The organism is Mycolicibacterium vulneris, assembly GCF_002104765.1.
Lineage (GTDB): Bacteria > Actinomycetota > Actinomycetes > Mycobacteriales > Mycobacteriaceae > Mycobacterium > Mycobacterium vulneris.
The window spans coordinates 45857-72794 of record NZ_NCXM01000031.1 but is presented as its reverse complement, the minus strand read 5'-3'; the positions used below and the strand labels follow the sequence as shown (position 1 = coordinate 72794).

The window sequence follows — 26938 nt, the reverse complement described above, 5'->3', positions numbered from 1 at the left end:
GTCCTGCGGGGCTGCGGAGGCCTGCGGGGCGGCGGGCTTGGCGGGCGTCGCCGTCGCCTCGCCGTTGCCGCCGGCGGTGCCGATGGCGTTGTCGAGGGCCTTGTCGAGCGATTTGTCGGGGGCCTTGGCGACGGGCGCCTTGGCCCCTCCTTGTGCAGAGGCCTTCGCCGGGGCCTTCTCGGCGGCCTTGCCGCCGCCGAAGGACTCGCGCAGCCGGCGAGCCACCGGCGCTTCTACCGTCGACGACGCGGATTTAACGAATTCGCCCTGATCATTCAGTCGGGCGAGGACTTCCTTGCTGGTGACACCGAGTTCCTTAGCCAACTCGTGTACGCGGGCCTTACCTGCCACTACATCTCCTGTCTATGAGGCGACAGTCGTGGGGCCGCGCCTCGGGTTTAGCTATGACGCATTGTCATCGGGACTTCACGGTGTGCTCATGTTCTTCGCTACCTGTTCTGTTGCCGGGCGCTCGGGCGCACAGAGAGACTCTATGTGCTCGATCACCGCGGATATGTCCGGTGAACCGGTGATGCGCAGCGCTCTGGTGAAAGCCCGCCGCCGAATTGCCTGTTGCGCGCACTGCGGCCCGGGATGCAGCCATGCACCCCGCCCCGGCAGGCTATTGCCTGTGTCAACGATCACGGCGAATTCGCCGTTCCCGTTCGGCACAGCCACCACTCGAAGCAGCTCGACGGCCAGCTCTCGCTTCCGGCACCCGACACATGTCCGTACGGGTCCACCCGCATGACGGTGCGACGTGATTTCGGGAGCCGAAAGTTCGCGCTGGATCACGGCTCAGTCTAGCGTCACCGAATAGATGGTCAGAACCGCCCGACGGTGCGCGGGTGCCGCTAGCGGTCGTGAGCCATTCCGTGGCTGGCACCGTGTTCGGACTTGCTCTCCGAATGCCCACCGGAGCCGCCGGGCGAGTCCCCGCGGATGTCGATGCGCCACCCGGTGAGCCGGGCGGCCAGGCGCGCGTTCTGGCCCTCCTTGCCGATGGCCAGCGACAACTGGAAGTCGGGCACCACCACGCGGGCGGCGCGGGCCGCCTGGTCGATGATCGAGACCGACACCACCTTGGCCGGCGACAGCGCGTTGGCGACGAAGCGCGCGGGGTCCTCGTCGTAGTCGATGATGTCGATTTTCTCGCCGGAGAGCTCGCTCATCACGTTGCGGACCCGCTGCCCCATCGGGCCGATACAGGCGCCTTTGGCGTTCAGGCCGGGAAGGGTGGACTTCACCGCGATCTTGGAGCGGTGGCCGGCCTCCCGGGCCACGGCGACGATCTCCACCGATTCGTCGGCGATCTCGGGGACTTCCAGCGAGAACAACTTGCGGACCAGGTTGGGGTGGGTCCTGGACAGGGTGATCAGCGGTTCCCGGGCGCCGCGGGTCACCCCGATCACATAGCACCGCACGCGGTTGCCGTGCTCGTAGCTTTCGCCGGGAACCTGCTCGGCCGCCGGGATCACGCCCTCGGAGGCCTTCGTCTCCGTGCCGATCCGGACCACGACCAGCCCCCGCGCGTTGGCCCGGCTGTCCCGCTGGATGACGCCCGCGACGATTTCTCCCTCGCGGGTGGAGAACTCGCCGTAGGTCCGCTCGTTCTCGGCGTCCCGGAAGCGCTGCAGCATGACCTGGCGCGCGGTGGTGGCGGCGATGCGTCCGAAGCCCTCGGGGGTGTCGTCCCATTCACTAATGACGTTGTCGTCTTCGTCGGTCTCCCGGGCCATCACCCGCACGACACCGGTCTTGCGGTCGATCTCGATCCGCGCGTCGTTCTGGTGGCCTTCGGTGTGCCGGTAGGCGGTGAGCAGCGCCGACTTGATCGTGTCGAGCAGCTCGTTGACCGAGATGCCCCGATCCACCTCGATGGCGTGCAGTGCGGCCATGTCGATGTTCATGCTCCGGTCTCCGTCCTCCGGGCCTGACCCATACTCGCCAGTTCCAGCTCCGCTTGGTTAGGGGGCGAAAACTCCACCTGGACAACCGCTTTTGCAATGTCACCGAGTGAGATCTCGCGCACCGCCCAGTCCCGGCCGGCGCGGACCACCAGCGCGACCGCGTCGTCGGTCGTCTCACCGACCCGGCCGGTCAGCTTCGATCCGTCCGACAGGGCGACGTCGACTTTGCGGCCGCGGGCGCGACGGAAGTGCTTCGCGCTGGTCAGCGGGCGGTCGACGCCGGGCGAGGAAACCTCGAGCACATACTGGTCGTCGATGGTGTCCAAGCCGTCGAGCAATGCCGATGCCGAGCGGGACAGCGTGGCCGCCGTGTCCAGATCGAGGCCGTTGTCGCCGTCGGCGATCACCAGGATTCGCGGCGGGCGGGTCCGGGGGTCGATGACCACGTCTTCGATCTCGAATCCGGCGCGCGCAAACTCTCCACCGAGTAGCTCGATCACCTGCGTCTGCGACGGTAGCCCGGTGGTCACGGCGAGCTCCTCATCTTGAGTTGTCCGGTCATCTGGCGGATGTCGGCGCCCCGATGGCTTCGCAGGCGACTTTCCGGTGTCCGGCGGAGGGACATCGGTGCCGACAGGTGCTGTCGGTGGCTGCCCTCTGCGAGAACCAGCTATCCACGATACGCCAGGATTCGCATGTGACGGCGTGATCGCGTCCTGGCATCGTGCCCGCCTCCGCGCCGATGGCAGGATGTCCTTGTGGCTAGCGCAGTTCCGTTCGTCAACAGGCGAGATGTCCTCGCCGGTGGTATGGCTTTGGCTGCGCTCGGGGCGGTCGTGACCGCCTGTAGCAAGTCCGCGCCCAAACCCCCGCCCGTCGAGCAACTGCTGGGCCCGTTGGATCAGGCCCGGCACGACAGCACGCTGGCGGGTGCCGCCGCCGCGGCGCTCGGGAATCCACCGCAGGTCGCCGCCGCGCTGACGGTGGTGGCCAGCCAGCGCGCTGCACACGCCCGCGCGCTGTCCGCGGAGATCTCGCGCGCGACCGGCAAGCTCGCCACGTCGTCACCGAGCGAAGCGCCCAGCCCGAGCCAGGCCCAACCGGCCGGGCCGCCACCGCCCCCGCCGCCGGTGTCCGACGTGATCGATGCGCTGCGCGCCTCGGCCGACAGCGCGAGCCGGCTGGTGGGCACCGAATCGGGTTACCGGGCCGGGCTGCTCGCCTCGATCGCGGCGTCCTGCACGGCGTCGTACACGGTTGCGCTTGTGCCCGGGGGCCCGTCGATATGACCTCCGGCAAGGACGCCGACAACCAGGCGCTGTGCGACGCGCTGGCCATCGAGCACTCGACGATCTACGGCTACGGCATCGTCTCCGCGCTGTCGCCGCCCAGCGTGAACGACATGGTGGTGGAGGCGCTCGCGCAGCATCGCCAGCGCCGCGACGACGTCATCGCGATGCTGACCGCCCGCAAGGTGACCGCCCCGATCGCCGCGGCCGGCTACCAGCTGCCCCTGGTGGTCGGCGGCCCGGCCGACGCCGCGCGGCTGGCCGCACGAATGGAGAACGACGGCGCGGGCGCCTGGCGCGTGGTCGCCGAGCACGCGGAGACCGGCGCGGACCGGGCGTTCGCCGCGACGGCTCTGGTTCAGAGCGCGGTGATGGCCGCACGGTGGAGCCGCGTGCTGGGCGCCTGGCCCATCACGACGAGCTTCCCCGGCGGCAACGACTAGTTGTGATCGCGAGCGCGGCGGCGCCGGGCGAAGCGGGTCGCCATTATCGGGACTAGCCGTTGAGGGCGGCCGCGATGTCGGTGGCCAGCGACGGCCCGGTTGCCAGTTCGCGGGTTTGGCCGCCGAAGCGGTCGCGCAGCTCCACCACGCCGTCCGCCCAGCCCCGTCCCACCACGACGATCCAGGGCACGCCGAGCAGTTCGGCGTCCTTGAACTTCACGCCGGGCGATGCCGAGCGGTCGTCGAGCAGCACTTCGACGCCCAACCGGTCCAGCTCGGCGGCCAGGTTGTCGGCCCCGATGCGCGCCTCCGTGTCCTTATTGGCGATCACCAGATGGACGTCGAACGGTGCGACCGCTGACGGCCAGCGCAGGCCCAGCTCGTCGTGGTGCTGCTCGGCGATGACGGCCACCATCCGCGATACCCCGAGGCCGTAGGAGCCCATGGTCAGGCGCACCGGCTTACCGTCCTCGCCCAGCACATCGACGGTGAAGGCATCGGTGTATTTGCGGCCGAGCTGGAAGATGTGCGCGACCTCGATACCGCGCGCCGAGACCAGCGGGCCCGCGCCATCCGGTGAGGGGTCACCGTCCCGCACCTCGGCGGCCTCGATGGTGCCGTCGGCGGTGAAGTCCCGGCCGGCGACCAGTCCGACGACGTGCCGCCCGGGCTCGTCGGCCCCGGTGATCCAGCTGGTGCCGTCCACCACCCGCGGATCGACCAGATAGCGAACACCGTTGTTCTGCAACGCTTTCGGTCCGATATACCCCTTCACCAGGAAGGGGTATTTGGCGAAGTCGGCGTCGTCGAGCATGGCGTATTCGGCCGGTTCCAGCGCCGCGCCCAGCCGTTTGTCGTCGACCTCCCGGTCCCCCGGCACCCCGATGGCCACCAGCTCCCACTCCCCGCCGGGTTGGCGCACCTTGAGCATCACGTTCTTCAACGTGTCGGCCGCGGTGACGGTGCGGCCCAGGTCCGCCTGATTGGCCCAGTCCACCAGGGTGGTGATGGTCGGGGTGTTGCCGGTCTCGTGGACCACCGCCTCGGGCAGCGCGGCCACGACTTCCGCGGGCTTCGGTTCTGGGCGGGCGGTGACGACGGCCTCGACGTTGGCCGCGTAGCCGGATTCCACGCACCGCACGAAGGTGTCCTCCCCGACCGCGCTCTCGGCCAGGAACTCCTCGGAGGCGCTGCCGCCCATGGCGCCCGACACCGCGGAGACGATGACGTAGCGCACCTGCAGCCGCCTGAAGATGCGCTGATATGCCTCGCGATGCGCGTGGTAGGCGGCCTTGAGTCCGGCCTCGTCAATGTCGAACGAGTAGGAGTCCTTCATCAGGAACTCCCGCACGCGCAGGATGCCGGCCCGCGGCCGCGCCTCGTCACGGTATTTGTTCTGGATCTGATACAGCAGGACCGGAAAGTCTTTGTACGAGCTGTATTCGCCTTTGACGGTCAGGGTGAACAGTTCTTCGTGAGTGGGGCCCAGCAGGTAGTCGTTGCCGCGGCGGTCCTGCAGCCGGAACACCGAGTCGCCGTATTCGGTCCACCGGTTCGTCGTCTCGTACGGTGCGCGCGGGAGCAACGCGGGGAACAAGATCTCCTGCCCGCCAATGGCGTTCATCTCCTCGCGGACGATGCGCTCGATGCGCCGCAGCACCCGCAATCCCAGCGGCAGCCAGCTGTACAGCCCGGGCGCGACGGGCCGGATGTAGCCGGCCCGAATCAAAAGCTTGTGGCTGGCGACTTCGGCGTCGGCGGGATCGTCGCGCAAGGTGCGCAAAAACAACTGGGACATCCGGGTGATCACAGCGGGCCAGCCTAGCGGTGACTGCGAGCGCAACGAAGTTGGGCGCGGCAGGTCACCGCCATCAGGCCCAGCGGTGACTGCGAGCGCAACGAAGTTGGGCGCGGCAGGTCACCGCCATCAGGCCCAGCGGTGACTGCGAGCGCAACGAAGTTGGGCGCGGCAGGTCACCGCCATCAGGCCCAGCGGTGACTGCGAGCGCAACGAAGTTGGGCGCGGCAGGTCACCGCCATCAGGCCCAGCGGTGGCGAGGCGCCCGGCGACGATGCGGCCCGTGCGGTGGAGCTACAGCTCCCCGGCGTCCATCGCTTCCTTGACCTCTTGCGCGTGCGCAACCTGGTCGGGGGTGTAGCCGATCAACAGGGCCGCACCGCCGACGATGACGGCCACGCCGGCTATCCACAACAGACCGTAGGTGTAGCCGTGGTCGAGTGCGCTCAACTGTGCGTCGTTCATGAACTTCACCGGGCCGGTGGTGCCGCCCAGATACAGCGTCCGCGAGGTGATCACGGCCTGGATCACGGCCAGCACCAGCGGCCCACCCAGGCTCTGCAGCATCAGCGCGATCGCCGACACCGGACCGATCTGATCGAAACCCACGCCGGCGATCGCCGACAGGGTCAGCGGCACACCGACGATGCCGATGCCGATGCCGCCGATGACGATCGGCATCACCAGATTGGGGAAGTAGCCCACGCCGCGGTGCATGAACGCCCAGCCGTACAGCATCGCGCCCAGCAGCAGCCAGCCTCCGCCGATGGTCAGCACCCGCGGTGAGAACCGGGACACCAGTTGCGAGGAGACGCCCAGGCCGATGCCCACCCCGATCACGAACGGGATGAAGCCGATGCCGGCGCGCAGCGCGCTGTAGCCCAGGATGTCCTGCACGTACAGACCGATGCAGACTGTCAGGCTGAACATCAACCCGCCGGCCAGCAAGACCGCGGCAAAGGTGACCAGCCGGTTGCGGTCGCGGAACAGGTCAAACGGGACGACAGGATTCTCGGCCGTGCGCTCCACGATGATGAAGGCAAGAGCGGCGCCCATCGCCACCACGCCCGAGCCGATGGTGGTGAGGGAAATCCAGCCCTTTTCCGGGCCCATTGAGAAGGCGAACACGGCGGCGGTGCATGCCAGCGTGGCCAGCATGGCCCCGGTGGCGTCGAGCTTCATCCGCTCGCGGTTGGTCTCCCGCAGCGCGGTGCGGGCCAGGTAGATCATCACGAGGCCGATCGGCACGTTTACCAGGAACGCCAGCCGCCACGACACCTCGGTGAGCGCTCCGCCGACCACCAGGCCCATCACCGAACCGACCGCGGTCATCGCGGCGAACACCGCCGTGGCGAAGTTACGGGCCGGGCCTTTGGGGAACGTGGTTGCGACCAGCGCCAGACCGGTCGGTGAGGCGATGGCGGAACCGACGCCCTGCGACAGCCGGGCGATGACCATGGTCGCCTCGTCCCAGGCGACCGCGCACAGCACCGAGGAAATAGTGAACAGTGCAACACCGACGATGAAGGTGCGCTTACGCCCGATGGTGTCGCCAAGACGGCCGCCCAGCAGCATCAGACCGCCGAACGTCAGCACGTAGGCGGTGATCACCCAGCTACGGCCGGCGTCGGACAGGCTGAGGTCGTTCTGAATCTTCGGAAGCGCGACGATGGCGACCGTGCTGTCCATCGTCGCCAGCAGCTGCATACCACCGATGGCGATAACGGCCGCGATGAAACGTCGAGAGGGCAGCCACGCCGGGTAATACTTGCTGGTGCGTGTGGGGGCGGTCTCCGCCGGGAGCGCAGCGCTCACCGGGGCCGGACGATCGGGGCGCGCCGAGGCCAGTTTCTGCACCGCGCGCTCTGCATCGTTGAGAGCCGTCATAAAGGGTTACCTTACAGTAATCTTAAGAACCGTTTAAAGCCCGAAGGCCGCCACGGCACCGATCACGATGATCGCGGGAGGTCGGATACCCTCGGCGCGAATCTTTTCGGGCGTGTCGGCCAGGGTGGCCCGCAAAGTCTGTTGAGCGGCGGTCGTTCCATGCTGAACCACCAGCACCGGGGTATCCGCAGGTCGGCCGCCTTTAAGCAGGGCTTCGGCGAAAAGCTCGATGCGTTCGACCGCCATCAGCAAAACAATCGTGCCTGACATTGCGGCTAGTGCATCCCAATTCACTAACGATTCGGGATGGCCGGGTGGCAGATGGCCGCTGACCACCACGAACTCGTGATTTATCGCCCGATGCGTGACCGGAACGCCCGCCAAAGCGGGCACCCCTATGGCACTTGTCACACCTGGCACCACCGTCACGGGTATCCCGGCCTCGACGCACGCCAGCACCTCCTCGTAGCCGCGGGCGAACACGAAGGGGTCGCCGCCTTTGAGGCGCACCACGAAACTGCCGGCGCGGGCGCGTTCGATCATGACGTCGTTGATGGCGTCCTGGGCCATGGCCCGCCCGTACGGGATCTTGGCGGCGTCGATGACTTCGACGTGCGGGGGCAGCTCGGCGAGGAGTTCCGGCGGCGCGAGACGGTCGGCGACCACGACGTCGGCCTGGGCCAGCAGGCGCCGGCCGCGCACGGTGATCAGTTCGGGGTCACCCGGCCCGCCGCCGACCAATGCGACGCCGCCCTTGACGACGTCGGAGCTCACCGGGCTGTCGGGCCTGATGAGCCCGGTCTGCAGTCCTTCGCGGATGGCCGAGCGGATCGCCGCCGAGCGGCGGTGGTCGCCGCCGGCCAGCACCCCGACGGACAGGCCCGCGTAGTCGAAAGACGCTGGGGTGACTGCGGTCCCCTCGACGGCGATGTCGGCGCGGACGCAGAAGATGCGGCGGCTTTCGGCCTCGGCGACCACCGCCTCGTTGACTTGCGCGTCATCGGTGGCCGCGATCGCGTACCAGGCTCCGTCGAGGTCGCCGTCGCGGTATTCGCGCAATGCCAGGGTGATTCCCGTCATCACCTCGACCGACCGGGTGGCGCTGCGGGAGATGACGTGGACGTCGGCGCCGCTGGCGATGAGCAAGGGCAGCCGGCGCTGGGCGACGGTGCCGCCGCCGACCACGACGACCTTTTTGCCGGTCAGCCGCAGCCCAGCGAGGTAGGCGCTCTCGGTCACCCGGCAAGCCTAGTGGTGGGCGCGTGTGTGGCGAAGCCGGGCGTCGGCGTGTGCGACGAAGCGCGCCACCGCCTCCGGCGCCGCGGCCGGATGGGTGTGCAAATACGACGCATGCACACCCCCGTGCACGACACCGTCGCGCACGGGGCCGCCCTGCCGGTCGGCGTCGCGGGCCCGGTACATCCAGGCGGGCTGGTAATCCTCGGTGAATGTGACTGCGGTGCGGTGGAATTCATGCCCCACCGCGCGCTGGCCGGCGGCATACAACGGCGAATCCGCGACGGCGACGGCGTCGCGGTACGCCAGGGTCAGGTGCGGTGTGAACCGCGCCTGCCCCGCCAGCACACGGCACATCGGATGGCCGTCGAGCTCGGAGACCAGATAGATCAGCCCGGCGCACTCGGCGTGTATCGGCGCCCCCGCGGCGGCGAGTTCGCTGATCTGCCGGCGCACGACCGCATTGGCCGAGAGCTCCGCGGTGAACTGTTCGGGGAAGCCGCCGGGCAGCAACACCGCGTCGGTGCCGTCGGGCAGCGCGTCGGCGAGCGGATCGAATTCGACGACATCGGCGCCGGCGGCCGACAGCAGCTCCGCGTGTTCGGCGTAGCCGAAACTGAATGCCTTGCCGGCCGCGACCGCGACGGTGGCGCCGCCCCCGGACGTCTCGCCCACGGCCGCGGCAGGATCCCACGGCGGCTGCGCGACCCGGGCGCCGGCGACCGCGGCGATGGCCGACAAGTCGACGTGGCGCGCAACCAATTCGGTCATCGCCTCCACCGCCAGCCCCGCCCGCTGCCCATACTCAACGGCCGTGACCAGCCCCAAATACCTTGTCGGCAGCTCTAATTCAGCCACCCGGGGGATAGCGCCCAACACCGGGACACCGGCCTGTTCACAGGCCTCCCGCAGGACCTGCTCGTGCCGGTCCGATCCGACCCGGTTGAGGATCACACCGGCGACGCGGGTCGCGGTGTCGAACGTCGAAAAGCCGTGCAGCAGCGCGGCGATGCTCTGGCTCTGCCCGCGCGCATCGACGACCAGCACGACCGGCGCGCCCAGCAGCCCGGCGACGTGGGCCGTCGATCCGGCCGCGGGAGTCGTGGCGGCGGGCCCGATCCGCCCGTCAAACAGCCCCATCACCCCTTCGATCACGGCGATGTCGGCGCCGCTTGCGCCGTGGGCGTACAGCGGGCCGATCAGGTCCTCCCCCACCAACACCGGATCGAGGTTGCGGCCTGGCCGGCCGGCGGCCAGGCCGTGGTAGCCGGGGTCGATGAAGTCCGGGCCGACCTTGAACGGCGCCACAGTGTGGCCCGCCTGCCGCAAGGCGCCGATCAAACCCGTTGCCACCGTGGTCTTTCCGCTGCCGGACGCGGGAGCGGCGACGACGACGGCGGGAGCACTCACCACTCGATGCCCTTCTGCCCCTTACGCCCGGCGTCCATCGGGTGCTTGACCTTGGCCATCTCGGTCACCAGGTCGGCCGCGTCGATCAGGCGCTGCGGCGCGTCGCGTCCGGTGATGACCACGTGCTGATGACCGGGCCGGGTGGCCAACGTCCCCACCACCTCGTCGACGTCCACCCAACCCCACTTGAGCGGATAGGTGAACTCGTCGAGCACGTAGAAGTCGTGACGCTGATCGGCCAGCCGGTGCGCGATCTCCGCCCAGCCGTCGGCCGCGGCCGCCGCGTGATCGACGTCGCTGCCCGCCTTGCGGGTCCAGGACCAGCCCGCGCCCATCTTGTGCCATTCGACGGCAGCGCCGACCTGGTGCTGGTCGTGCAGGCGGCCCAGCTGGCCGAAGACCGCCTCCTCGCCCACCTTCCACTTGGCGCTCTTGACGAACTGGAACACCGCCACGGACAGTCCGGCGTTCCAGGCCCGCAGCGCCATGCCGAATGCCGCCGTGGACTTTCCCTTGCCGGGGCCGGTGTGCACGGCCAGCACCGGCGTGTGGCGCCGCGCCCGCGTGGTCAGGCCGTCGTCGGGAACTCGCAGTGGAACGCCTTGTGGCATCAGCGTTTACCCTTTCCGCTCAGGCCGCGTCGCGCACCGCACGCGTCAGGGAATCGGCGTGCAACTGCTCGAGCCGGATCGCCGGGGCGCCGAGCTGGCGGGCGAGTTGCTCGGCCAGGCCCAGCCGCACAAAGGACGTTTCGCAGTCGATGACCACCGCGGCGGCACCCTCGGCGACCAGCCGGGCCGCCGCGGTTCGAGTGCGGCCCAACGGGTCCGGACCGGCGGTGGCCCGGCCGTCGGTCAGCACCACCACCAGCGAACGCCGCGCCCGGTCACGGGCTTTCTCCCGAACGATGAGTTCACGCGCGGCCAGCAGGCCTTCGGCCAGCGGGGTTTTGCCGCCGGTGTCGAACCGGGCCAGCCGCCGACCGGCGATGTGCGCCGACGACGTCGGCGGCAACAACAGCCGCGCCTCCTGTTGCCGGAACGTGATCACGGCGACCTTGTCGCGCCGCTGATATGCGTCGCGCAGCAGCGACAGCGCCGCACCGCTGACCGCGGACATCCGATCGCGTGCGGCCATCGAACCCGACGCGTCCACCACGAAGATCACCAGGTTGCCCTCGCGCCCTTCGCGCACGGCGCGGCGCACATCGTCGGGCTGCGGCCGCAACGGCCCGGCGCCGGCACGCTCGGCGGCCGACAGCAGGGTGGCGAACAGGTGCAGTCCGTGCCCTGCGCAACTCGTGTCGCCCGCGTCGGCGGCCGTGATGACGGTCCCGCTGGCGTTGCGGGCCCGCGACCGCCGCCCGGGCGCGCCCTCTCCGACCCCCGGAACCCGCAGCGCGCGGGTGCGGAAGGTTTTCGCCGGCGGTGCGCTGGACCTGGTCTTCGGCGGCTGCGGCGCACCACCTTCGGATGAATTCTGTTGCGGCGCATCCTGTTCAGATTGGGTGGATTCGCCACCGCCGGGAGGGTCGGGATCGGGGTCCGGGTCGTTACCCGCCTGCGCCAGGGCCTCGTCCAGCTGGTCGCGGTCGATGCCCGGGTCGTCGAACGGATCGCGGCGACGCCGGTGCGGTAGCGCCAGTTCGGCGGCCACCCTGATGTCTTCTTCCTCAACGGTGTGCGCGCCGCGCCACGCGGCGTGCGCGACCGCGGTGCGGGCCACCACCAGATCGGCGCGCATGCCGTCGACGTCGAAAGCCGCGCACAGCGCCGCGATCCGGCGTAATTCGTTGTCGGGCAACACCACATCATCGACCAGCGCACGCGCGGTGGCGATCCGCCGGGCCAGCTCCGCGTCGGCGTCCGCATAGCGCTCGGCGAAACCATCCGGGTCGGCCTCGTACGCCATCCGCTGCCGGATCACCTGCACCCGCACGTCCACGTCGCGCGACGCGTGGACGTCGACGGTGAGCCCGAACCGGTCCAGCAGCTGCGGACGCAGTTCGCCCTCTTCGGGATTCATGGTGCCGATCAATACGAACCGGGCCTCGTGCGAGTGTGAGATGCCGTCGCGTTCGATGTGCACCCGCCCCATCGCCGCGGCGTCGAGCAGGATATCGACCAGGTGATCGTGCAGCAGGTTGACCTCGTCGACGTAGAGCACACCGCCGTGCGCACGGGCCAATAGGCCCGGCGAGAACGCGTGCTCGCCGTCGCGCAGCACCCGCTGCAGGTCAAGCGAGCCGATCACCCGGTCTTCGGTTGCCCCGAGCGGCATTTCGACCAGCCCGGCATCGCTGCCGGTGGCCTCGGACAGCAACGCCGCAAGGCCGCGCACGGCGGTCGACTTGGCGGTGCCCTTCTCGCCGCGGATGAGCGCGCCGCCGATCTCCGGACGCACGGCGCACAGCAGCAGCGCCAGGCGCAGCTGGTCGTGCCCGACGATGGCGCTGAACGGGTAGGGCTTCACGGCATCGCCGCCAAACCCGACCCGGGGCGCAGCATGGGCACGTGCGGGACGCCGTCGTCGAGGAAATCGTCGCCGTCGCGGACGAATCCGTGCTGGGCGTACATGTCCGCCAGATAAGTCTGCGCGTTGATCCGGCATGGGTAATCACCCACCTCGGCCAGCGCTGCGCGCAGCAGCCGGGTGGTGTGACCCTGGCCGCGCGCATTGCGTTTAGTGCACAGCCGCCCGATTCGGAACACCTTCTCGCCTCCGGCGTGCTCCTCCATCAGCCGCAACGTGGAGATCACCTCGCCGCCGGTCGTTTCCAGCCAGAAGTGCCGGGTCTCGGCGAGCAGGTCGCGCCCGTCCAGCTCCGGATACGGGATCGCCTGTTCGACGACGAACACCTCCACCCTGAGCTTGAGTAGCTCGTACAGTGTCTGGGCGTCAAGGTCTTTGGCCCAAATACGTCGCAGTGCTTCTGTCACTGGCGCCGCTCCTCCTCATCGCTGCGCTCTGCATCGTCGTCAGCGCCTGTCACTGGCGCCACCCCTCCTCATCGCTTCCCGGGTCGGTGCGGGTCATGAGACGCCCAACCCCAGCGCCTTCGTTCCCCAGGAAAAAACCTCGTCGTACAGCGCCGGCTCATCCGACAGCGTCGCCCCCAGCGACGGAACCATTTCCTTGAGCGCGGGCAGCCACGATTGAAAGCGGTTGGCAAAGCAGCGTTCCAGCACCCCGAGCATGATCGGCACCGCCGTCGACGCCCCCGGGGAGCCGCCGAGCAGCCCCGCGATGCTTCCATCGGCGTCGCCCACCACGGTGGTGTCGAAGTCGAGCACCCCACCCTTGCGCCTGTCCCGCCGGATCACCTGCACGCGCTGGCCAGCCACTGTCAGTTCCCAATCCGAACCCGTTGCGGTGGGCGCGAATTCGCGCAGCATGCGCAGCCGGCCCGGTTCGGAGAGCCGCAGCTGGCCCAGCAGGTATCGGAGCAGCGTCAGCTGGCTGACACCGACACCGAGCAGCGAGGCCAGGTTGTCCGGTCTCACCGAGCGAGGCAGATCGGTGAGGTGCCCGTGTTTCAAGAACTTCGGTGACCAGCCGGCGTAGGGACCGAATACCAGCCACGGCTTGCCGTTGACGTAGCGCAGATCCAGATGCAGCGCGCCCAACGGCGGCGCGCCCGGCGCCGGAGCGCCGTAGACCTTGGCCCGGTGGGCGGCGGTGAGCGCCGGGTTGGCGGCGCGCAGGAACCGGCCGCCGATCGGGAACCCGGCGAAACCCCTGACCTCGCCGATGCCAGACTTCTGCAACAGCGGCAGCGCGTCACCGCCGGCACCGACGAACACGAATTTGGCGTTTAGACGGCGCTTTTCGCCGGTGCGGCGGTTGCGGATCGACAGCGTCCAGCTGCCGTCGGACTGGCGGGACAGGTTGCGCACCTCGTGGCCGAACAGGGCCGACGCGCCGCCGCGCACGCAGAACCCGACGAGCTGTCGGGTCAGGGAGCCGAAGTCGACGTCGGTGCCGTGCGCGGCCCAGTTCAGCGCGGTCGGTTCGGAGAAATCGCGCCCGGCCGCCATGAACGGCAACCGGCGGGCGAACTCCCCCGCGTCGTCGATCAATTCGATGCCGGCGAACAGCGGGTTGGGCGCCAGGGCCCGCTGCCTTCGCCGCAGATAGTCGACGCGTTGCGTGCCGCGCACGAAGCTCGCGTGCGGGATCGGGGTGAGGAAGCGGCGATCGGTGAGGATCCCGTTTTCCACGGCGTAGGCCCAGAACTGGCGGGTCACCTGAAATTGCTCGTTGATGCGCACCGCTTTGCCGATGTCGATCGAGCCATCGGCGCGCTGCGGCGTGTAGTTCAGCTCGCACAGCGCCGAATGGCCGGTGCCCGCGTTGTTCCACGGGCTGCTGCTCTCGGCGGCGACGGCGTCCAGACGCTCCACGAAGGTCATCGACCAGTCTGGCTGCAGCCGGCGCAGCAACGCTCCGAGCGTCGCGCTCATGATGCCCGCGCCCACCAGCACGACGTCGGTCGACGTGGTTCTGGCTAGCGATGACACCGGCTTGCTGGTCCTTCCCTCGACTGGGCCGATCCCAGGTTATCCGAGGCAAAGTGACCGCGAACGACGTGCGCCGCCCGATGGCCAGCAAAAGCTCTAAGCTGGCCTCGTGACTGGCAGGGTGACCGGCGAAGTGACCGACTGGGTGCCCGACGTCCTCCCCGGTTATCAGCAGCGCACCATCACGCTCGGGTCCGATCCCGCCGGTGAAGGCGACATCGTCGCGACGCTGATACGGCGCGGACCCGAACCGCACCAAGCGGGCCGCGAGGCGGCGCCCGCCGGGCCCGCGGTGCTGGCGGTGCACGGCTACACCGACTACTTCTTCCACACCGAGCTGGCCGATCGCTTCGCGGCCCGCGGCTTCAGCTTCTACGCGCTCGACCTCCATAAGTGCGGCCGGTCGCGGCGCGACGGCCAGACGCCGCACTTCATCACCGACCTCACCGACTACGAGGGCGAACTCGACCAGGCGCTGGCCGGCATCGCGCAACGTGGCAAGGTGCTGCTGTACGCGCATTCCGCGGGCGGGCTCATCGTGTCGCTGTGGCTGGACCGGTTGCGCCGGCGAAATCCGGCCGCGCACGCCCGCGTTGGCGGCCTGGTGCTCAACAGCCCGTTCCTGGAGCTGCCCGGCCCGCCCATCCTGCGGCATTCCGTGACCGTGGCGCTGATCGCCGGCCTGTCCCGCCTGCGGTCCAAGGGCGTGGCCCGGTCGCCGGTTGAGGGCGGCTACGGCACCACCCTGCACCGCGACTATGGCGGCGAATTCGACTACAACCTGCAGTGGAAACCCGTCGGCGGCTTCCCCATCACCTTCGGCTGGCTGCACGCCATCCGCCGCGGCCAGGCCCGGCTGCATCGCGGTCTGGACGTCGGCGTGCCGAATTTGATTCTGCGATCGGATCACAGCGTGCACGAAAGCGCCGATTCCGCATCCATGCAGTGCGGCGACGCGGTTCTCGACGTCACCCAGATCGCCCGCTGGGCCGGCTGCGTCGGCAACCGCACCGCCGTGGTCCCGGTGGCCGACGCCAAGCACGACGTGTTTTTATCGCTGCCGGCGCCGCGCGAAGTCGCCTATCGGGAACTGGATCTCTGGCTGGACGGCTACCTGCGCACCGACAAATATGCCTCGGCATCGCTGCGAAAGGGGTGACGGCTTGGAGACCTACGACGTCGCGATCATCGGAACCGGTTCGGGCAACAGCATTCTCGATGACCGCTTTGACGAAAAGCGGGTGGCGATCTGCGAGCAGGGCACCTTCGGTGGCACGTGCCTCAACGTCGGGTGCATCCCGACCAAGATGTTCGTCTACGCCGCCGAGGTCGCCCAGACGATCCGGGATGCGGCGCGCTTCGGCATCGACGCGCGCATCGACCGGGTGCGCTGGGACGACATCGTCTCGCGCGTCTTCGGGCGCATCGATCCGATCGGGGTCGGTGGTGAGGACTACCGCAGCTCCGCACCCAACGTCGACGTGTACAAGCAGCACACCCGGTTCGGGCCGGTCCAGTCCGACGGGCGCTACCTGTTACGCACCGACGCCGGCGACGAGTTCACCGCCGACCAGGTCGTGATCGCCGCGGGGGCGCGGGCCGTGGTGCCCCCGGCGATCCTCGAGTGCGGCGCCCGGTACCACACCAGCGACACGATTATGCGAATCCCCGAACTGCCAGAGCATCTGGTGATCGTCGGGGGTGGTTTCGTGGCGGCCGAATTCGCCCACATCTTTTCCTCGCTGGGATCGCGCGTCACCCTGGTGGTCCGGGGCTCCACACTGCTGCGGCATCTCGACGACGTCGTCAGCGAGCGCTTCACCCGCATCGCGTCGAGCAAATGGGAACTGCACACCCACCGCAACGTCGTGGGCGCCGAAAACCAAGGTTCGGGCGTCGCGATACAACTCGACGACGGTCGCACCGTGCACGCCGACGCGCTGCTGGTGGCGACCGGCCGGGTGTCCAACGCCGATCAACTCGACCTCGAGCAGGCCGGCGTCGCCGTCGAGGACGGCCTGGTGGCCGTGGATCAATACCAGCGGACCACGGCGCGTGGGGTTTTCGCGCTCGGCGACGTCTCGTCGCCGTATGAGCTCAAGCACGTGGCCAACCACGAAGCGCGCGTCGTGCAACACAACCTGCTCTGCGACTGGGACGACACCGAGGCGATGGCCGTCACCGACCATCGCTACGTGCCCTCGGCGGTGTTCACCGATCCGCAGGTCGCCTCCGTCGGGCTGACCGAAAACGAGGCTATCGCAAAGGGTTTCAAGGTTTCGGTCAAGATCCAGGACTACGGCGACGTCACCTACGGCTGGGCGTCGGAGGACACCACCGGAATCGTCAAGCTCGTCGCCGAGCGCGGCACCGGCCGGCTGCTGGGTGCGCACATCATGGGCCATCAGGCCTCGTCGATCATCCAGCCGTTGATCCAGGCGATGAGTTTCGGGCTCACCGCCCCGCGGATGGCCCGCGGGCAGTACTGGATCCACCCGGCGCTGCCCGAGGTGGTCGAGAACGCGCTGCTGGGCTTGCGCTGACCTCAGCGCTGGCGCGGCCGCGCCGCGGACTTGTCCTGCTGGCACTGCGGGCACAGGCCGTGCAGCGTCAGCCCGGCCGCCTCCGACAGCGCGAACGAGCTGCCCGCCATCGCGTGTTCGAGCGCCGAGCTCAGCTGACGGGCGGGCACCTCGATGATGGTGGCGCACTTCGTACACACGGCGTGATGGTGCGGCGCGGTGGCCAGGCCGTAGGTCGTCACACCGCCGTCGAGCGTCAACGCGTGCAACACCCCCTGATCGACCAGCGTCGTCACCGTGCGATAGACGGTGGCCACATCGGGCGCGTGGGCGCCAGGCGGCAGGCACTCCCGCAGCCGCTTGTCGATCTCGGCGACCGGGAGGTGACCGTTGACCGGCTCGAGCACCGCCAGCACCTGGATCCGCGAGGCCATCCGCCGCAGCCCCCGGGCGCGCAGAAAATCGCCGATCCTCTCGTTGACCGACGCATCCAGTACCGAAGGCTTGGGCGCCACCGGTTCAGTGTCGCGCCGCAGCGCCGGGACCGCCAGTCTTCGGCGCGATCGAGGCACCTTAATTCCTGCGACTCACTTGCATCTGGCGAGCTGCGGTACTTACAGTCGTGCCGGTTGTTCTCAGCCGATACCGCAAGGACGCGCCGGAAGGACCCCAGTGGCCAGCACCGAGATCGACCGGCGGCCGTCACGGACGACGAGGTTTCTCGGCGCCCTGTCGCCGGCGGAGTGGTGTCGACTGGGATCGATGCTGGCGGTGATCGTCGCGCTGCACCTGCTCGGCTGGTTCACCATGGTCGTCTTCGTCGCCCCGGCCCAATACAGCTTGGGGGGCAAAGCTTTTGGCGTCGGTGTCGGATTGACGGCCTACACCCTGGGCATGCGTCACGCCTTCGACGCCGACCACATCGCCGCAATCGACAACACCACCCGCAAGCTGATGAACGACGGCCAGCGCCCGCTGGCCGTCGGCTTCTTCTTCTCGCTGGGCCACTCCACCGTGGTCTTCGGGCTGGCGGTGCTGCTGGCGTGCGGGGTGAAGGCGGTGGTGGGACCGGTCAGCGACGACTCCTCGACGCTGCACCACTACACCGGACTGATCGGCACCAGCGTCTCGGGTGTCTTCCTATACGCGATCGCGCTGCTCAACGTCATCGTCCTGGTCGGCATCCTGCGCGTCTTCGCCCGGCTGCGCCGCGGTGAATACGATCCCGACGCCGACGCGGCCGAACTGGAGCGGCACCTGGACAACCGCGGACTGATGAACCGGTTGCTCGGCCGCGTCACCAAGTCGATCACCAGGTCCTGGCACTGCTATCCCGTCGGATTATTGTTCGGGCTCGGCTTCGACACCGCCACCGAGATCGCGCTGCTGGTGCTGGCCGGCACGAGCGCCGCGGCCGGCCTGCCCTGGTACGCCATCATGTGCCTGCCGGTGCTGTTCACCGCCGGCATGTGCCTGCTGGACACCATCGACGGCTCGTTCATGAATTTCGCCTACGGCTGGGCCTTTTCCAACCCGGTGCGCAAGATCTACTACAACCTCACCATCACCGCCCTGTCGGTGGCGATCGCGCTCCTGATCGGCAGCATCGAACTGCTCGTCCTGTTCGCCGACCAGTTCGGTTGGCGCGGCGCGTTCTGGACCTGGATCGGCGGGCTGGACCTGAACACGATCGGCTACATCGTCGTCGGCATGTTCGTCGTCACGTGGGCGGTGGCCCTGCTCGTCTGGCGCTACGGGCGCATCGAAGAGAAGTGGACCCCCTGAGCCGAGCGGCACGAGACTGACCGCAGACGGCCGTTCGGGTGTAGAACAGTGCTCATGGGCTTTTCGGCCTGCGCCCGGCTCGCGGATCGGCGGTGATCGGCGGTGCATGAGCTGTCGCTGTGCGAAGCGATCGCCGGCGTGGTCAAGGATCACGCCGACGGCCGGCACGTCGACGTGGTGCGGGTGCGGGTGGGTGCGCTTCGTCAGGTGGTGCCTGAGTCGCTGTCCTTCTGCTGGACGCTGGTCCGCGACGCCGAGGACATGCCGGACGCCGAGCTGGAACTCGAATGCGTCGACGCCGAGGTCCGGTGCCGTGCGTGCGGCGGGCGGTCCGAGATCACCTCGCCGTGGTCGATCTGGTGTCCCCGGTGCGACAGCTCCGACGTCGAGGTGCTGCGCGGCAACGAATTCTTGGTGACGTCATTGGATGTCTCGTGAAAGGCGTTGGCGATGGGTAGATTTCATCGGCACGACGACGGAACCGTGCACACTCACTCCCACGATCACCTTCCGCATGATCACGATCACGACCACGGCGATCACAGCCGCTATCGGACCGGCAGCCAGCGCATCGACGTGCTGGAGGCGATCTTCGCCGAGAACGACCTGCTCGCCGACGCCAACCGGGCGGCCTTCGAGACCAACGGGGTGCGCACCCTCAACCTGATGAGCTCGCCGGGATCGGGCAAGACCACCATCCTGCAGGCAACGCTCGACGAACTCGCCGGCGAGCTGGGCATCGGGGTGATCGAGGGCGATATCGCCACCGACCTGGACGCGGCCAAGCTCAGCGGCCGCGGCGCCCAGGTGTCGCTGCTCAATACCAGCAATGGGTTTGGCGGCGAATGCCATCTTGACGCCCCCATGATCAACCGCGCACTGCCCGGGCTCGACCTCGCCGCGCTGGACATGGTGATCATCGAGAACGTCGGAAATCTGGTCTGCCCGGCCGAGTTCGACGTCGGCGAGCACGCCAAGGCCATGGTGTATTCGGTGACCGAGGGCGAGGACAAGCCGCTGAAGTATCCGGTGATGTTCCGGTCGGTCGATGTGGTGCTGCTCAACAAGATCGACCTGGTTCCCCACCTCGACGTGGACGTCGACACGTACATCGCCCACGTCCGCAAAGTCAATGCGGCAGCGACGATCTTGCCGGTCAGTGCGCGCACCGGCGACGGTATGGCCGCGTGGTTCGGCTGGCTGCGTCGCTTCGCTGCGGACGACGCCTGAATCATGCCCGACGGCGACCACGCTCCTGCGAAACATTCGCAGGACGACCCCCGAGCCGGACTCGACGAATCACCTAAGCGCGCCATGGCTTTTCGGTACTATGCAACGCGTGCGTACCAGCAAGTGATGTCGGACCGTTGACAACGCTCGATAGCCGGAGTAGACCCAAAAACTAGCGCTGCGCAAGTGGGCCGACGGTCGACTCCGGCGGCGCAGGAGCCCCAGCCCGGCTCCGGAGAGCTGCAGCATGCCAACAGAAGCAGCAGTCAAGGCAGAACAAACATTGATCCATGTTCTATGGATTAACGCGGGCCTCAGTTGTGACGGTGATTCGGTGGCATTGACTGCTGCCACCCAGCCCAGCGTCGAGGAGATCGCCCTGGGAGCCCTGCCCGGACTCCCTCAGGTCGCCGTGCACTGGCCCCTGATCGACTTCGAATGCGGCCCGAACGGAGGGGCGGACGACTTTTTGGAGTGGTTCTTCAAAGCCGACCGCGGCGAGTTGGAACCCTTCGTGCTCGTGGTCGAGGGATCGATTCCGAACGAGAAGATCAAGGATGAGGGCTACTGGTGCGGCTTCGGTAACGACCCGGCCACCGGGCAGCCGATGACCACCAGTGAGTGGCTCGACCGGTTGGCGCCCAAGGCCACCGCCATCGTGGCGGTCGGGACCTGCGCCACCTACGGGGGAATCCACGCGATGGCCGGCAACCCGACGGGGGCGATGGGCGTGCCGGACTACCTCGGCTGGGGCTGGAAGAGCAAGGCGGGCATCCCGATCGTGTGCGTGCCCGGTTGCCCGATCCAGCCGGACAACCTGTCGGAGACGCTGACCTACTTGCTCTACATGGCGACCGGCCAGGCACCGATGATCCCGCTCGATGACGCGCTGCGCCCGCAGTGGCTGTTCGGCAAGACCGTGCACGAGGGTTGCGACCGGGCCGGCTACTACGAGCAGGGCGACTTCGCCACCGAATACGGGTCGCCGAAATGCATTGTCAAGCTTGGCTGCTGGGGGCCCGTTGTCAAATGCAACGTGCCCAAGCGCGGATGGATCAACGGCGTCGGGGGTTGCCCCAACGTCGGTGGGATCTGCATCGGCTGCACGATGCCGGGGTTCCCGGACAAGTTCATGCCGTTCATGGACGAGCCGCCGGGCGGCAAGATCTCGAGCACCGCATCGGGTTTGTACGGAGCCGTGATTCGCAGTCTGAGGGGTATCACGGAACGGACCGTCGACAAAGAGCCGCGGTGGCGCCACAACGGCGACCAACTCACCACTGGAGCGCGCCGCACCTGGTAGGCCCACCTACCCGGTCGGCGCGCTCCCCTCGCACAGTCATAGACGAAGAGCCGTCGCCGCATCAGCCAACGCTGACAGCAGCCAAAGCGGAAGAAGTAACGCGATGACAACCATCAGTCCTGAAACCACCCACGCCAAGCGGGAACCCGGCCAACTGGTCGACATGGCCTGGGATCCCATCACCAGAATTGTGGGCAGCCTGGGCATCTACACCAAGATCGACTTCGAGAACCGAGAGGTCGTCGAGTGCCACAGCACCTCGTCGATCTTCCGCGGCTACTCGATCTTCATGAAGGGCAAGGATCCTCGCGACGCCCACTTCATCACCAGCCGCATCTGCGGCATCTGCGGCGACAACCACGCCACCTGTTCGTGCTACACGCAGAACATGGCCTACGGCGTCAAGCCGCCGCATCTGGGCGAGTGGATCGTCAACCTCGGTGAGGCCGCGGAATACATGTTCGACCACAACATCTTCCAGGAGAACCTGGTCGGCGTGGACTTCTGCGAGAAGATGGTCGCCGAGACCAACCCGAGTGTGCTCTCGCTGGCCGAGAAGACACCGGCGCCGCACGCCGACGCCCACGGGTACAAGACGATCGCCGACATCATGCGCTCGCTCAACCCGTTCAGCGGCGAGTTCTACCGCGAAGCGCTCGTGGTCAGCCGCTGGACGCGAGAGATGTTCTGCCTCATGGAAGGTCGCCACGTGCATCCCTCCACGCTGTACCCCGGCGGGGTCGGCACGGTCGCAACCATCCAGCTGATGACCGACTACATGACCCGGCTCATGCGCTACGTCGAGTTCATGAAGAAGGTCGTGCCCATGCACGACGACCTGTTCGACTTCTTCTACGAGGCGCTGCCCGGTTACGAGAACGTCGGGCTGCGCCGCACCCTGCTCGGGTGCTGGGGCTCCTTCCAGGATCCCGAGGTGTGCAACTTCGAATACAAGGACATGGAGCGCTGGGGTAACGCGATGTTTGTCACCCCGGGTGTGGTGGTCGACGGCAAGCTGGTCACCCACTCGCTGGTGGACATCAACCTCGGCATCCGAATCCTTTTGGGCAGTTCGTATTACGACGACTGGACCGACCAGGAGATGTTCGTCAAGACCGACCCGCTGGGCAACGCAATCGACCGGCGTCACCCGTGGAACCAGCACACCAACCCGCACCCGCAGAAGCGGGACATCGAGGGCGGCAAGTACAGCTGGGTGATGTCGCCGCGCTGGTTCGACGGCAAGGACCACCTGGCGCTGGACACCGGCGGCGGCCCGCTGGCCCGGCTGTGGGCGACCGCACTGGCCGGCCTGGTCGACATCGGTTACGTGAAGGCGACCGGTTCGAGTGTGAAGATCAACCTGCCCAAGACGGCGCTGAAGGGACCGGTCGAGTTGGAGTGGAAGATCCCCTCGTACGGCAGCAACACGCTCGAACGCGACCGGGCGCGCACCTACTTCCAGGCCTACGCGGCGGCGTGCGCATTGCACTTCGCCGAGAAGGCGCTCGAGGAGATTCGCGCCGGGCGCACCAAGACGTGGGAGAAGTTCGAGGTGCCCGACGAGGCCATCGGATGCGGCTTCACCGAGGCGGTGCGTGGTGTGCTCAGCCACCACATGGTGATCCGGGACGGCAAGATCGCCAACTATCACCCGTACCCACCCACGCCGTGGAATGCCAACCCGCGCGACAGCTTCGGCACCCCGGGCCCGTACGAGGACGCGGTGCAGGGCCAACCGATTTTCGAGGAGAACAGCCGGGACAACTTCAAGGGCATCGACGTCATGCGCACGGTGCGCAGCTTCGATCCGTGCCTGCCGTGTGGTGTGCACATGTACCTGGGGAAGGGTAAGACCCTGGACAGACTGCACACGCCAACCCAGTCACCCGTCGGGGAGTGACACATGGCGGATCGCCCGGAGAACCCCGAGACCGACACGCAATGGCGCACAGCGGGCGATCGGATCCAGACACTGCTCGATTCCTGCGCAGCAAGTGGGACCGCCGCGTATGACCGTGCCCAGCAACTGGTTCGCGAGGTAGTCGGGCTTTACGGCGCCGGGCTGGAGCGGATCATCCGCATGGCCGACGATCCCGGACCGCACCGGGGGCTGGTCGAGCGGCTGGCCACCGACGACCTGGTGGCCAGCCTGCTCCTGGTGCACGGCCTACATCCGCACGATGTGCACCGCAGGGTCTCCGACGCGCTGGATCGGGTGCGGCCCTACTTGGGTTCGCACGGTGGAGACGTCGACCTGCTCGAGGTCGTTCCGGGCGGACACCCGGAAGAACTCACCGTGCGGCTGGCTTTCCGGGGCAGTTGTAAGACCTGCCCGTCGTCGACGGTGACGCTGGAGCTGGCCGTACAGGATGCGGTTCGCGCGGCGGCGCCGGAGATCTCCTCGATCGAGGTGGTGACCGCCGAAGCCACGACCACCCCGGCGAGTGTCATTCCCGCCGAATCGCTACTGGCACACCTGCATTCGAACGGTCATAGACCGACCGCCTGGCACCCGGCGCCCGAGCTGGCCGAGTTGGCGCCCGGCGAAGTCGCGGGTTTCGCGATCGACGGGGCGACCGTGCTGGCCTGCCGGGTCGGTGACCAGACGTTCGCCTACCGGGATCACTGCCCGGTGTGTGATGACTCGCTGGCGGGTTCGCAACTGCACAGTCGGATGCTGCGCTGTGCGGGCTGTGGAACGGATTTCGACGTCGTCCATGCCGGAGCCGACGCGGCCGGCGGTTCGGCGGGCCATCTCGATCCGATTCCGTTGCTGACCCGCGACGGCCTGCTGTCGGTGGCATTGCCGGCCGACGTGACGGGCGCGCCGGCATGAGTACCCCGTTCGATGTCCTGGCCCGTATCAGGAGCGACCGGCGCACTCCCGAGCCGGCGGGTGAGCGCTGTGAGATGTGTGCGGAGTCGATCGCCGACGAGCACCAGCACGTAGTCAACGTGGCTGGCCGTCAACTCATGTGCGTCTGCCGCGCCTGTTATCTGCTGTTCACTGACTCGGAAGCCGACCTGCGGTACCGTGCGGTGCCGGACCGGTATCTGTCGTTTCCCGATTTCGCGCTGGATCGCCTGGTGTGGGAGGCACTGCAGATCCCGGTCGGGGTGGCCTTCTTCTTCACCAACTCCGACCTAGGACACACCGTCGCGTTCTACCCGGGACCGGCCGGGGCAACCGAATCCGAGCTGGACATGGAGGTTTGGGAGACCATCCGCCGCGCCGACCCGCGGGTGAGCCTGCTGGCCGACGACGTGGAGGCGTTGCTGGTCCGGGTCGCCGACACCGCCCAGGATGGCGAATTACCGGCGCCACAAACGTATCTGGTCCCGATCGACGCCTGCTACGAATTCGTCGGACGCCTGCGCATGTTGTGGCGCGGCTTCGACGGCGGCCAGCAGGCCCGCGAATTCATCGACGGCTTCTTCGACCGGCTCGCCGCCCGCGCCGCAAAGATACCGCGATGAACGCCCCGCCGATGAACGTGAGCTTCGAGGTTCTGGACGTGACCGCCGAACCGTACACCGTCAGCCCGGTGCTCACCGCCCGCGTCGGCGTCACCGCGGGCGGCGACGACCCGGTGCACGCGATCGCCCTGCGCTGCCAGGTCCGCATCGAGCCGCTGCGCCGTACCTACTCCGACGACGAAGCCGCCGGGCTGATGGATTTGTTCGGCGGCCGCGAACGCTGGGCCAGCACCCAACGCACCTTCCTCTGGCAGCACTGCACCGCGATGGTGCCGGGCTTCACCGGTCACACGACCGCGAACCTGTCCCTGGATTGCACCTACGACTTCGAGGTCGCCGCGGCCAAATACTTGCACGCGCTGCGCGACGGGGCGGTGCCCCTGCAGTTCCTGTTCAGCGGGACGGTTTTCGTCAACTCCGAGCGCGGGTTCTCGGTTCAGCAGGTGTCGTGGGACTGTGAGGACAACTACGCCATGCCGGTCACGGTCTGGCGCGACCTGATCGCACAGCACTATCCCAACAGCGGGTGGATTCGGCTGAGCCACGAGACCATCACGGAATTGGCCGGATACAAGTCGGCCCATGGAATGCTCGACTTCGACCACGCGGTCACCTCGTTGCTGGATGCCACCGTCGATCACGAGGTGACGCGATGACATCGAGCTGGGATCGGGCCCGCGCCGTCGCCGACGCGGTGCTCTACGAGGGCTATCTGCTGTACCCGTATCGGGGGACGTCGAGCAAGAACCAATCACGTTGGCAGTTCGGCGTTTTGGGTCCGTCCGGCGCGGCCGGGGCCGGCCTGGGCGAAGACGACACCCTGTCCGCGGATTTCCTGGTCGACGACGCCCGGGCGCTGACGCTGGTGGTGCGCTTCCTGCAGTTGCAGCGCCGGCGGGCCGAACGAGCCACCGGCGACGGTGATTTCGTTCCCGTCGACGAGCTCCGTACCCCGGCCGGGTCGTGGCTGACCTGGGATGAAGCCGTGGAATGCGAGATTTCCTTCGGCCCCCTGGCGTTCGGCGATCAGCCCTGGTCACTGCCGGTGACGGCCGGCGCGGCAACCGACATCGAAACCTTGGACGGCGGCCGGCTGGTTCGCGAACGACACGAGATACGGGGCGAACTGACCGTCACCAGCGAGCCCGACGGCGACCTGCGCCGGGTCTCGGTGCGGGTCGCCAACACCGGTGCGGCCGTAAGCGCACATGACGATAAAAACTCAGTGATCGCGCGATCCATGATCGGAACGCACCTCATCGCCGAAGTGGTTGGCGGCCGGTTCATCTCGCTGCTCGAGCCGCCGCAGGCCGCGACCGATGCGGTGTCCCGCTGCGGGCGGCACCGCTGCTTCCCGGTGCTGGCCGGGCCCCCGGGTGCCGACGACATGCTGCTGATCTCACCGATCATCCTCTACGACCACCCCGAGGTCGCCGAACAGAGCGACACCGCCCTGTACGACTGCACGGAGATCGACGAGATCCTCACGCTGCGCGTGATGACCATGACCGACGACGAGAAGGCGCAGGCCCGCGCGACCGACCCGCGGGCCGCGCGAATCATCGACGAATGCGACGCAATGTCGCCGGAGGCCATGGCACGACTGCACGGCGTGCTGCGCGACCCGCACGGGCTCAACGTCTCCGCCGGCCTGGTGCCCGAGATCCCCGACGGCGTCGATTGGTGGGATCCACTGGCCGACAATGCCGTCCGGCCCGAGATCGACGCGGTGCTGGTGAACGGGGTCCGGATAGCGCGGGGCAGCAAGGTCCGGCTGCGGCCGCGGCGCAACGCCGACGCGCAGGACATCTTCGTCGCCGGCAAGACCGCCCGCGTCACATCGGTGCATGAGGACGTCGAGGGCAATAAGCACGTGGGCGTCGTCGTCGACGAGGACCCGGCCGCGGAGCTGCACGACTGGTACGGCCGCTACCTGTACTTCTCCCCCGACGAAGTCGAACCGCTGCAATCGCAGCACAGCACAAACCTCTGAAAGGAGTTCACCATGGAAGTCCTAGGTTGGATCTTCATCGCCCTCGTAGCGCTGGTGGCCGCGGTCGCGGTGGTGTTCGGCGTGATATCGGTGCCGGATGCCCGCCGCTATCTCAAGTTGAGGCGGATGTAA

General features: G+C 68.0%; 26 protein-coding genes and 1 pseudogene. 14 read left to right on the top strand and 13 right to left on the bottom strand.

Annotation, left to right across the window (positions count from 1 at the left end):
- The 4 genes from B8W69_RS24365 to rimP form a co-directional block, all read right to left on the bottom strand.
- A partial coding sequence (locus tag B8W69_RS24365; RefSeq protein WP_181447473.1) for a translation initiation factor IF-2 N-terminal domain-containing protein occupies window positions 1–351 on the bottom strand: 351 nt, incomplete at its 3' end.
- Window positions 352–426: 75 nt separating this feature from the next.
- Window positions 427–672, bottom strand: coding sequence for a YlxR family protein (locus B8W69_RS24360; RefSeq protein WP_439330639.1), 246 nt, complete (start codon window positions 670–672; stop codon window positions 427–429).
- A gap of 182 nt (window positions 673–854) precedes the next feature.
- Window positions 855–1910, bottom strand: a complete 1056-nt coding sequence (gene nusA / locus B8W69_RS24355; protein ID WP_085292283.1) for a transcription termination factor NusA — start codon at window positions 1908–1910, stop codon at window positions 855–857.
- On the bottom strand, window positions 1907–2440 hold the full coding sequence (gene rimP, locus B8W69_RS24350; protein ID WP_085292282.1) for a ribosome maturation factor RimP: 534 nt from the start codon (window positions 2438–2440) through the stop codon (window positions 1907–1909). The genes nusA and rimP overlap by 4 nt, the downstream gene beginning before the upstream one ends.
- Window positions 2441–2719: 279 nt before the next feature.
- Between rimP and B8W69_RS24345 the strand changes: the two genes are divergently transcribed.
- Window positions 2720–3199 (top strand): hypothetical protein, encoded by a 480-nt coding sequence (locus B8W69_RS24345; protein ID WP_245843352.1) that lies wholly within the window; start codon window positions 2720–2722, stop codon window positions 3197–3199.
- On the top strand, window positions 3196–3642 hold the full coding sequence (locus tag B8W69_RS24340; protein WP_007775134.1) for a ferritin-like domain-containing protein: 447 nt from the start codon (window positions 3196–3198) through the stop codon (window positions 3640–3642). Before B8W69_RS24345 ends, B8W69_RS24340 begins: the two co-directional genes overlap by 4 nt.
- A 52-nt stretch (window positions 3643–3694) precedes the next feature.
- Here the strand turns inward: B8W69_RS24340 and B8W69_RS24335 are convergent, their stop codons facing one another.
- The 8 genes from B8W69_RS24335 to mqo all read right to left on the bottom strand — a co-directional run bounded on the left by B8W69_RS24335 (window position 3695) and on the right by mqo (window position 14493).
- The gene (locus tag B8W69_RS24335) at window positions 3695–5452 is read right to left on the bottom strand and encodes a proline--tRNA ligase (protein WP_085292280.1); all 1758 of its coding nucleotides are present in this window, start codon (window positions 5450–5452) and stop codon (window positions 3695–3697) included.
- Window positions 5453–5734: 282 nt separating this feature from the next.
- On the bottom strand, window positions 5735–7327 hold the full coding sequence (locus B8W69_RS24330) for an MFS transporter (protein WP_085292279.1): 1593 nt from the start codon (window positions 7325–7327) through the stop codon (window positions 5735–5737).
- Window positions 7328–7360: 33 nt separating this feature from the next.
- Entirely contained in the window at window positions 7361–8566 is a 1206-nt protein-coding gene (gene cobA / locus B8W69_RS24325) for a uroporphyrinogen-III C-methyltransferase (protein WP_085292278.1), read from the bottom strand.
- A gap of 9 nt (window positions 8567–8575) precedes the next feature.
- Window positions 8576–9973, bottom strand: coding sequence for a cobyrinic acid a,c-diamide synthase CobB (locus B8W69_RS24320; protein WP_165762681.1), 1398 nt, complete (start codon window positions 9971–9973; stop codon window positions 8576–8578).
- Complete coding sequence (gene cobO, locus B8W69_RS24315) at window positions 9970–10584, bottom strand: cob(I)yrinic acid a,c-diamide adenosyltransferase (RefSeq protein WP_085292276.1); 615 nt, start codon at window positions 10582–10584, stop codon at window positions 9970–9972. Before cobO ends, B8W69_RS24320 begins: the two co-directional genes overlap by 4 nt.
- Window positions 10585–10603: 19 nt before the next feature.
- A complete protein-coding gene (locus B8W69_RS24310; RefSeq protein ID WP_085292275.1) occupies window positions 10604–12445 on the bottom strand; it encodes a magnesium chelatase subunit D family protein in 1842 nt (613 codons plus the stop codon).
- Window positions 12442–12912: a GNAT family N-acetyltransferase gene (locus B8W69_RS24305; RefSeq protein WP_085292274.1), complete on the bottom strand. Its 471-nt coding sequence runs from the start codon at window positions 12910–12912 to the stop codon at window positions 12442–12444. Before B8W69_RS24305 ends, B8W69_RS24310 begins: the two co-directional genes overlap by 4 nt.
- Before the next feature lie 93 nt (window positions 12913–13005).
- Window positions 13006–14493 carry a malate dehydrogenase (quinone) gene (mqo, locus tag B8W69_RS24300; protein ID WP_085292273.1) on the bottom strand — a complete coding sequence of 496 codons (1488 nt, stop codon included), beginning with the start codon at window positions 14491–14493 and terminating at the stop codon, window positions 13006–13008.
- 145 nt (window positions 14494–14638) lie between these two features.
- Here mqo and B8W69_RS24295 point away from each other — a divergent pair, with 145 nt between their 5' ends.
- Entirely contained in the window at window positions 14639–15652 is a 1014-nt protein-coding gene (locus B8W69_RS24295) for an alpha/beta hydrolase (RefSeq protein ID WP_085292290.1), read from the top strand.
- Window positions 15653–15656: 4 nt separating this feature from the next.
- Window positions 15657–17036, top strand: a complete 1380-nt coding sequence (mtr, locus tag B8W69_RS24290; RefSeq protein WP_085292272.1) for a mycothione reductase — start codon at window positions 15657–15659, stop codon at window positions 17034–17036.
- 2 nt (window positions 17037–17038) lie between these two features.
- On the opposite strand, the gene B8W69_RS24285 is transcribed toward mtr, so the two are convergent.
- Window positions 17039–17530, bottom strand: a complete 492-nt coding sequence (locus B8W69_RS24285) for a Fur family transcriptional regulator (RefSeq protein WP_085292271.1) — start codon at window positions 17528–17530, stop codon at window positions 17039–17041.
- Between the two features lie 157 nt (window positions 17531–17687).
- Between B8W69_RS24285 and nicT the strand changes: the two genes are divergently transcribed.
- The 10 genes and pseudogenes from nicT to B8W69_RS32325 all read left to right on the top strand — a co-directional run bounded on the left by nicT (window position 17688) and on the right by B8W69_RS32325 (window position 26938).
- The gene (nicT, locus tag B8W69_RS24280) at window positions 17688–18800 is read left to right on the top strand and encodes a Nickel transporter NicT (RefSeq protein WP_085292270.1); all 1113 of its coding nucleotides are present in this window, start codon (window positions 17688–17690) and stop codon (window positions 18798–18800) included.
- 102 nt (window positions 18801–18902) lie between these two features.
- Entirely contained in the window at window positions 18903–19238 is a 336-nt protein-coding gene (locus B8W69_RS24275) for a hydrogenase maturation nickel metallochaperone HypA (RefSeq protein WP_085292269.1), read from the top strand.
- Between the two features lie 12 nt (window positions 19239–19250).
- Window positions 19251–20030 carry a hydrogenase nickel incorporation protein HypB gene (gene hypB, locus B8W69_RS24270; protein WP_085292268.1) on the top strand — a complete coding sequence of 260 codons (780 nt, stop codon included), beginning with the start codon at window positions 19251–19253 and terminating at the stop codon, window positions 20028–20030.
- 247 nt (window positions 20031–20277) lie between these two features.
- Complete coding sequence (locus B8W69_RS24265) at window positions 20278–21333, top strand: NADH-quinone oxidoreductase subunit B family protein (protein ID WP_085292267.1); 1056 nt, start codon at window positions 20278–20280, stop codon at window positions 21331–21333.
- 103 nt (window positions 21334–21436) lie between these two features.
- Window positions 21437–23236: a nickel-dependent hydrogenase large subunit gene (locus B8W69_RS24260; RefSeq protein WP_085292266.1), complete on the top strand. Its 1800-nt coding sequence runs from the start codon at window positions 21437–21439 to the stop codon at window positions 23234–23236.
- 3 nt (window positions 23237–23239) lie between these two features.
- Window positions 23240–24172 carry a NifU-related iron-sulfur-binding protein gene (locus B8W69_RS24255; RefSeq protein WP_085292265.1) on the top strand — a complete coding sequence of 311 codons (933 nt, stop codon included), beginning with the start codon at window positions 23240–23242 and terminating at the stop codon, window positions 24170–24172.
- The gene (locus B8W69_RS24250; RefSeq protein ID WP_085292264.1) at window positions 24169–24813 is read left to right on the top strand and encodes a DUF5947 family protein; all 645 of its coding nucleotides are present in this window, start codon (window positions 24169–24171) and stop codon (window positions 24811–24813) included. The genes B8W69_RS24255 and B8W69_RS24250 overlap by 4 nt, the downstream gene beginning before the upstream one ends.
- Window positions 24810–25469: a DUF6084 family protein gene (locus B8W69_RS24245; RefSeq protein ID WP_085292263.1), complete on the top strand. Its 660-nt coding sequence runs from the start codon at window positions 24810–24812 to the stop codon at window positions 25467–25469. The genes B8W69_RS24250 and B8W69_RS24245 overlap by 4 nt, the downstream gene beginning before the upstream one ends.
- Window positions 25466–26831, top strand: a pseudogene (locus B8W69_RS24240) (hypothetical protein). Before B8W69_RS24245 ends, B8W69_RS24240 begins: the two are co-directional and overlap by 4 nt.
- On the top strand, window positions 26819–26938 hold the full coding sequence (locus B8W69_RS32325) for a DUF6893 family small protein (protein ID WP_439330638.1): 120 nt from the start codon (window positions 26819–26821) through the stop codon (window positions 26936–26938). The pseudogene B8W69_RS24240 and the gene B8W69_RS32325 overlap by 13 nt, the downstream one beginning before the upstream one ends.

Bases quoted from the DNA above. Each gene is read 5' to 3' on its own strand.
- B8W69_RS32325 (WP_439330638.1), top strand. From the start codon at position 26,819: ATGGAAGTCCTAGGTTGGATCTTCATCGCCCTCGTAGCGCTGGTGGCC.
- hypB (WP_085292268.1), top strand. From the start codon at position 19,251: ATGGGTAGATTTCATCGGCACGACGACGGAACCGTGCACACTCACTCC.
- B8W69_RS24260 (WP_085292266.1), top strand. From the start codon at position 21,437: ATGACAACCATCAGTCCTGAAACCACCCACGCCAAGCGGGAACCCGGC.
- B8W69_RS24250 (WP_085292264.1), top strand. From the start codon at position 24,169: ATGAGTACCCCGTTCGATGTCCTGGCCCGTATCAGGAGCGACCGGCGC.
- B8W69_RS24345 (WP_245843352.1), top strand. From the start codon at position 2,720: ATGGCTTTGGCTGCGCTCGGGGCGGTCGTGACCGCCTGTAGCAAGTCC.
- nusA (WP_085292283.1), bottom strand. From the start codon at position 1,910: ATGAACATCGACATGGCCGCACTGCACGCCATCGAGGTGGATCGGGGC.
- B8W69_RS24265 (WP_085292267.1), top strand. From the start codon at position 20,278: ATGCCAACAGAAGCAGCAGTCAAGGCAGAACAAACATTGATCCATGTT.
- B8W69_RS24340 (WP_007775134.1), top strand. From the start codon at position 3,196: ATGACCTCCGGCAAGGACGCCGACAACCAGGCGCTGTGCGACGCGCTG.
- B8W69_RS24255 (WP_085292265.1), top strand. From the start codon at position 23,240: ATGGCGGATCGCCCGGAGAACCCCGAGACCGACACGCAATGGCGCACA.
- B8W69_RS24330 (WP_085292279.1), bottom strand. From the start codon at position 7,327: ATGACGGCTCTCAACGATGCAGAGCGCGCGGTGCAGAAACTGGCCTCG.
- cobO (WP_085292276.1), bottom strand. From the start codon at position 10,584: ATGCCACAAGGCGTTCCACTGCGAGTTCCCGACGACGGCCTGACCACG.
- B8W69_RS24245 (WP_085292263.1), top strand. From the start codon at position 24,810: ATGAACGCCCCGCCGATGAACGTGAGCTTCGAGGTTCTGGACGTGACC.